Source organism: Hydrogenobaculum acidophilum (assembly GCF_054656715.1).
Genome location: NZ_BAAHXP010000030.1, coordinates 1 through 6,673 on the forward strand (window position 1 = coordinate 1; position 6,673 = coordinate 6,673).

Here is a 6,673-nt window from a genome sequence, read left to right on the forward strand (position 1 = left end):
TCCACAAGTCTGCCACGGTTTACAAGTATGCTACGATTATTGGAGCAAAGAGAAGATAGCAATATATTTAGAAGGGAGAAAGACATAAATGTATCTCCTTCTACAGTGCATAGGGTTTTGAAAGCCTTTGGTCTTATTGAGAAGACAAAGAGTATAAAGCAAAAGAGAAAACAAAACCAAAATAGGAAAAGAACAAAAACTGGTCTTAGAACTACAGGTATGCCACGGATTAGAGCTCCGGGAGAGATAATCCAACAAGCGTGCCACGCAATAAACAAATGCCAATGTGGAAAGAGCTATAAGGACTATAGAGGAAGAGTTATGGTTTATAGAAGGAACAGAGTATCCACAAGTAAGTAACAGTATGAAAATTTGGTATAATCTTTTTAAGTGTGAGTGGTGGCGTGTGGCATACTTATCATGATGTACAGCGACTCATACAGATAAAATCTTCATAACTCATATTGTATTAAACTCCTATGGCGATTTTTAAAAATTATGTCATAGTAGGCTTTTTTATGTCATATTTAAATTGGAAAGTTGGGTTATATCAATTAGATACGCCTTTATTTAGCTTTTTTGTGTTTTTAAAAAGAAGAGCATACAAAGTCTTTTGATTTTTATTATAATAAAAGCATGATAAAATTTGTAGAAAACTTTGAAGTGCCGGGACAGCTTGAAACGCCAGTTTTGTATATGGTTTTCAACAGACCTGATATAGTACAAAAAGCCTTCGGCCAAATAAGAAAAGCAAAACCAAAAAAGCTTTATATAGCCCAGGATGGACCAAGACCTCATGTGCCTGATGAAAAGGATAAAATCTTTAAAGTAAGAGAATACATATTGTCAAATATAGATTGGGAATGTGAGGTAAAGACTTTGTGTAGAGATGAGAACTTAGGAATAGATAAGGGAGCATTAAATGCTATAGATTGGTTTTTTGAAAATGAAGAGCAAGGAATAATTTTAGAAGAAGATGTATATATGAGTCTATCGGGTTTTTGGTTTTTGGAAAAAATGTTAAACAAATTTAAAAATGATAAAGATGTATGGTTTGTATTGGCTTATAATACGATAGATATACCGTATGATTATGTAAAAACAGATTATTTTTGGTCTTGGGGATATGCTACTTGGAAAGATAAATGGGAAAATTTAAACTTTTCCAATAGAAACGATTTTGGTAACATAAAAAATACTAGCCATCTATACAAATATTTTGAAAACCCTAGGAAAGCTAAGCTTTATGAATGCCATATGATGTTTCATGATAAACATAAAGAATTTTATGATTCTAAGATTTCAAGAGAATTAATTTGTAATAAGGCTTTTTCTATTATACCTAAATTTTCATTTTCTGCTCATATTGGTTTTGAAAATAGTAACACTATAGATAATACGGTAAAAGAGGCTATATTTATAGATGATATACAAAAATATCATATTAAAGTTAACAATCTTAAAGAGGTTGATTTGTATTCTCTCGATAATTATGAAGACACACAAGCTATAAAAACATTTGAAAAAGTCTTAGATTTTTTTGGTAAATATAACATATTTTTTGCGTTAGTCTCTGAAACTACTTATAAGAACATACAAAATATAACTTCTAGATATAAAAATATATCTATATATGGTATTGGTGTATTAGGTAAAGTATTGTATTATGTTTACAATGATATAATGAATGATAAAGTGCTTTGCTTTTTAGACGATAACCCTCAATGTAACGAACTTTTTGGAAAACCAGTTTTAACACCTGAAAACATGCCAGAGGATATAGATCTTGTCATCATATCGCCTCAATCAAAAACTACTTATCAAAATATGAAAAAGAAAGTACCAAACAAAGATGTGGTGTGGCTTAGGGATTTAGTGTTTTAGTTAATTTCATTGTCCATAATTTCTTTTATATCATAAACTTTTACATTTCTATAGGATCTAGCTATTTTGTCTCTTAAGCTTTTATTTAAATAATTGTTGGCAATTGAAATTATTATAGTATCTGGCTCAACATTTATTTCTTCAAATTTTAATATAGGAATGCCGTTAATATTGTTATCTTTAGAGCTATCATCTATAAAATAAGTCAATTTACTATCAAAAATGTCATCATATATAAAATACATGATCCTACCCAAAAATCCAGCACCGTATATAGATATTCTATTAGAACTCGCAACGATTGTTTCTAGATTTGATCCGAATATACTACTAAATAATCCAGCATACCTGTCAAAATACTTCCATCTTTCTATATTTAGTTTCTCAATCCAATCACTATAATTTATGCTATCTTCAAGTTTTAAACTATCTATATCTTCTATTTCGAATATTTCTTCATCTATTTTATTTGTCGTACTATAATGAGTTCCATCTTCCCATCCTAAGTGTTTGACTAAATTACGCTTATAATGAGCCACAACTCCATTATTTGCTTTTATAAAAGCATCAAACCTTACATCCCATCCAAAATTCTTAACACCTATGTTTAATAGTCCATTAATGGCTTTTTTATACCTTATATTCAAATCATCCGGTATATCAATTTCTTTCAATCCTTTTAAATCAAAATCAAGCCTCCTCCATCTATCTCTCCAAGTAGCAAAACCCCAAGGTGGAAGAAAGGTCTTTAAAAAGTAGATATCTTTTAAGTCCTTTATATTTATAGCGTCCTTACCTACTATAGCCCATATATTTTTGTTGTTTTTGTAAAGTTTTAAAAGTTTTTCGCAAAAGTAAAAAAAGCTCAAACTAGGATATATATCCTCTTCTATTATTATTCCATCTTCCTCATGATTAAAAAACCATGAAACCGCTTCCCAAACACCTCTATAAGGACCTAAATTATTTTTGTTCAGATTAAATATTACATCAATATTATTTTTAGACACCATATTATTTATATAGTCAATTACTGATTCTAATGCTTCACTTTCTCTTTTATCTCTAGGACCGTCTTGATATATGTATAATTTCTTGGGATTTACCTCTAAAATTCTTGGTAACACTTGTTTGATTATATTAAGTCTCTTAAAGGGAACATATAATATCGGAACATTAAATGATTTATTCATATTATACAAAAAACTTTCGTACCATTCCAACCCCATAGCTCATTGTTTAAAAGCCATATCTTATATTCTGGTACAAGGGATTTTATAAATTGCGGTATCTCGTAAAAGTGTTCTGGTTTGTGGTATACACATATAGCAAGCTTTGGCTTAAAGGTCTTTATAGTGTTTGTAGCACCTTTTAGAGCATCAAGCTCAGCTCCTTCTATATCCATTTTTATAAAATCCACTTTTTCTATATTATTTTCTTTTACAAAATCATCTATCGTAGTAAGCTCTACTCTTACACTACCTTTTTCAGATACTCTGCTGCCTCCGCCCATATCCTCAAAATAAGCAACACCTTTTTTATCAGAAACTCCCATATTTACAGGTACTATGTTTTTAAAATCTTTTATATCTTCTAAAAGCTCAGTATAAATCCTTGGTATTGGCTCAAAAGCATATACTTTTCCTTTTTCACCAGCTTTTATTGCAAAATAATCACAATTAAGCCCCTCAGAGCTATTTGCCCCACAGTCAAATACTATGTCCCCTTCTTCTACATCAAAGTCTATATCTGGGTAAGAATAATATTTTTTACACTCTGGATTATAATATTTATTTAACTTTTCCATATCATAAAACTTATCAAGTCTGTGAAATCTATCATATCCAATAAAATTCAAATTATATACAATAAAATCCAAATACCAATCAAAATCTTTAATGAAGTCGTTTTCTTCAAACAAGCTTAAATATTGTTTAGGATTTAACGGAGGTACAGGAATGACTTCTGGGTAATCTGTTAATTTATTCCCATGACTATCACACAGAGGTATAATACTTGAGATGTAAACATTTGCGTCCTTGTACATATCCAAAATATTTTTAGCCCATCTTAGAATAAGTCCCATACTCTTTGCCGTCCCCACAAAATACCCATCCACATTGTAGTTTTTAATATCATCAAGCTTTATGATAGGCTTGCCAAGATACTCTCCAGTTTTAAAATCATCTATAAAAGCCACTACTTCAATCCCGTTTTTAGTAAGATGCTCATAAGTTAGGGCTCCACCTTTACCAGCTCCGTAGATGATTGCGGTTTTAATGCCTTCGTATAGACTCATAAAGATTCCTCTAGTAGTTTTCTTAAGATTATAACATTGTTTTGGCTTTTGAGTTTTTCCAAAATATTTTTTATATCTTTGGTTTTTGTGATGGCTATTAGTATGCAACTATTTTTTTGGTTTTTTATTTCATATGGTGGTAATACACTTTTGCCTAAAAAATTTTGGTTTTGGTTATCATCAACAAAAGCTACGTGTTTATCTTCTAAAATATCTTTAAATACACTATAAAATATATAAGCGAAAAAGCCTGCACCATATATGTAAACTTTATCGTAATTTTTTATGATATCTTTTATTTGTTTTATAACTTTTTGTGATGTTATAGAAAATACTACATCTTTTTGCCAAAAGCTTAAAAACCTATCTGATAGGGTTTTATCGTTTATATATAAGGGTTGGCTGAAATTTTTAAAATTAAACTCGCTTATATCTATATACTCTGATATATCTTTTAAAAACGTGTCTTGATGGAAGCTTGTGGCATTTTGAGAGTCAAAGTCAAGATGTTTAATAATGTTTTGCCTTGGAAATATACAATAGCCATTGTTATATTGCATGTTAAATCTAAATCTTAAATCCCATGTGACTTTGTCTTTAAATTTTTCTATATTGTTTTCTATTATATTAGAATAAGCTCGCATTATTTTTAACATGGGTCCTTCGTAAACTTTATTCAAAAACTCGTAAGATTTTATGCTCTTTAAACTAAAATCAAATTTATCCCATCTATCTTTCCATGTAGCGAAAGCCCATGGTGCAAAGTTAAAGTTGCTAATATAATAATCGTATTTGGCATTGTTTTTACTAAAAGCAGAAAACCCACTTATTGCCCATATGTTTTTATCTTCTTTGTGTTTTATTAAAAGTTCTTTGGCAAACTCAAAAAAACTATCAGAAGCATACCCATCTTCTTCTATTATTACCCCGTATTCTTCATTTTCAAAAAACCAACTTATCGTTTTAAATATAAATAAATTAGGACCAACGTTTTTTTCACTTTTTAAATAATAAACATTACAATCCCAATCTATATTGGTTTTTATATAATCTAAGGCATCTTTTAATTCAATAGCTTCTTCTTCATTTCTTGCCCCGTCTTGGGCTATATAAAGCTTTTTCGGTTTTATCTTCTTAATCTGTCCAAAAGCAACCTCTATAACATTTAATCGCTTAAACGGTATATACAATATAGGTATTTCGTAGGTCATATATTACCCATAACTATATCTCTTATATTATAAACTTTTGCATCTGGAAAGAGTTTCTTGACTTTATCTTCCATGTTTTTAGCAGCTACTTTGTTAACTATTGAAATTATAACTGCATCAGGTTTTATGTCTACATTTTCTGGTTTTAATATAGGGATATCATCCACATATCAAGTGGCATTGTCATCTAAAAAACAACAAACATTACCATAAAGCATATCATCCCAGACTTTATAAAATGTTAATCCCATTATTCCTGCCCCATATATTGCTATCGAGCCATTATCCATGAGTATTTTAGTTAACTGCGACCTTATATTTTCTTTTGTAATGCCGTGAAATAAATCAAAAGATTTTAGGATATTTATAGTTTCTATATCTACTTCTATATCGTGCAGTGGTTTTTTGTACTTGATGGAATTTATATCTATTTCTTTTAAACACTCTGGTGGTAGTTCTCCTATGTAATTATCAACATTAGCATTTGTGCCATATAACCATCCAAGTTGTTGAATAAGGTTTTTAGTTGGCTTTATATAAAAGGTTTTATTGTACAGTGTAAAATAGTGGTATTTGCCGTCTATCGGCATTTTCTCGATAAAATAATAAAAATAAGCATCCAGCAATTTCGAATATCTATAGTCTATATAACCCAATGCTTTGTATATATAATCTTTGCATAAGTTATTGTTAAAAATTTCTGAATATTGCTTCAAGAATAAATCCCACCGATTTTTCCAAAACCCCATTCCCCACGACGGCGCCCACTTAGAAAAACGTATATCATTTACATATTCATTTACAAGATTTTTACCTGTAATTGCGCTAACTTTTTCCTCATCTTTATAAATTTCCAACATTCTTTCTACAAAATAGAAAAAACTTGTATTTGGCAATGTGTCATCTTCTAAATAGACTAAAAATTCTTCATGATTGAACACCCAATTTATAGCATTAAATATTCCATCGGTTATACCCAAATTTTTATCCATAAACAAACTTTTAAACTCTATACCATGATTTTTGCATTCATTGGTTATGTATTCTCTTACTCTATATACATCTTCTGCCTCTTCTTCATTTCTAGGACCATCAGAAAATACATACAGTTTTTCTGGCCTTACCTTCAAAATCTGTTCCAAGACCTGCTTGGTAGTATCAAGCCTTTTAAAAGTTATAAAAAGTATAGGTGTTTTAAAGCTTTTCACATAAATATTATAACCTTTTTCTTAACAATGTGTTTTTATCTTCTTACTGCATTATTATCATATTAAAAGCC

At 29.7% G+C, this 6,673-nt stretch carries 6 protein-coding genes and 1 pseudogene; 2 read left to right on the forward strand and 5 right to left on the reverse strand.

What is annotated here, in order from left to right; translation table 11 throughout:
* Positions 1-360 (forward strand): annotated as a pseudogene (locus ACYQZV_RS08830) (hypothetical protein); the annotation flags it as partial.
* Positions 361-636: 276 nt separating this feature from the next.
* Positions 637-1,884: a hypothetical protein gene (locus ACYQZV_RS08835; protein WP_459895228.1), complete on the forward strand. Its 1,248-nt coding sequence runs from the start codon at positions 637-639 to the stop codon at positions 1,882-1,884.
* Here the strand turns inward: ACYQZV_RS08835 and ACYQZV_RS08840 are convergent.
* The 5 genes from ACYQZV_RS08840 to ACYQZV_RS08860 form a co-directional block, all read right to left on the reverse strand.
* Positions 1,881-3,011: an LbetaH domain-containing protein gene (locus ACYQZV_RS08840; protein ID WP_459895230.1), complete on the reverse strand. Its 1,131-nt coding sequence runs from the start codon at positions 3,009-3,011 to the stop codon at positions 1,881-1,883. The genes ACYQZV_RS08835 and ACYQZV_RS08840 overlap by 4 nt on opposite strands.
* 62 nt (positions 3,012-3,073) lie before the next feature.
* Entirely contained in the window at positions 3,074-4,183 is a 1,110-nt protein-coding gene (locus ACYQZV_RS08845) for an FkbM family methyltransferase (protein ID WP_459895232.1), read from the reverse strand.
* A complete protein-coding gene (locus ACYQZV_RS08850; RefSeq protein WP_459895234.1) occupies positions 4,180-5,394 on the reverse strand; it encodes a PglD-related sugar-binding protein in 1,215 nt (404 codons plus the stop codon). Before ACYQZV_RS08850 ends, ACYQZV_RS08845 begins: the two co-directional genes overlap by 4 nt.
* Positions 5,391-5,561 carry a hypothetical protein gene (locus tag ACYQZV_RS08855; RefSeq protein ID WP_459895236.1) on the reverse strand — a complete coding sequence of 57 codons (171 nt, stop codon included), beginning with the start codon at positions 5,559-5,561 and terminating at the stop codon, positions 5,391-5,393. The genes ACYQZV_RS08850 and ACYQZV_RS08855 overlap by 4 nt, the downstream gene beginning before the upstream one ends.
* A gap of 3 nt (positions 5,562-5,564) precedes the next feature.
* Entirely contained in the window at positions 5,565-6,602 is a 1,038-nt protein-coding gene (locus ACYQZV_RS08860) for a hypothetical protein (protein WP_459895238.1), read from the reverse strand.
* Between the last annotated feature and the right edge of the window lie 71 nt (positions 6,603-6,673).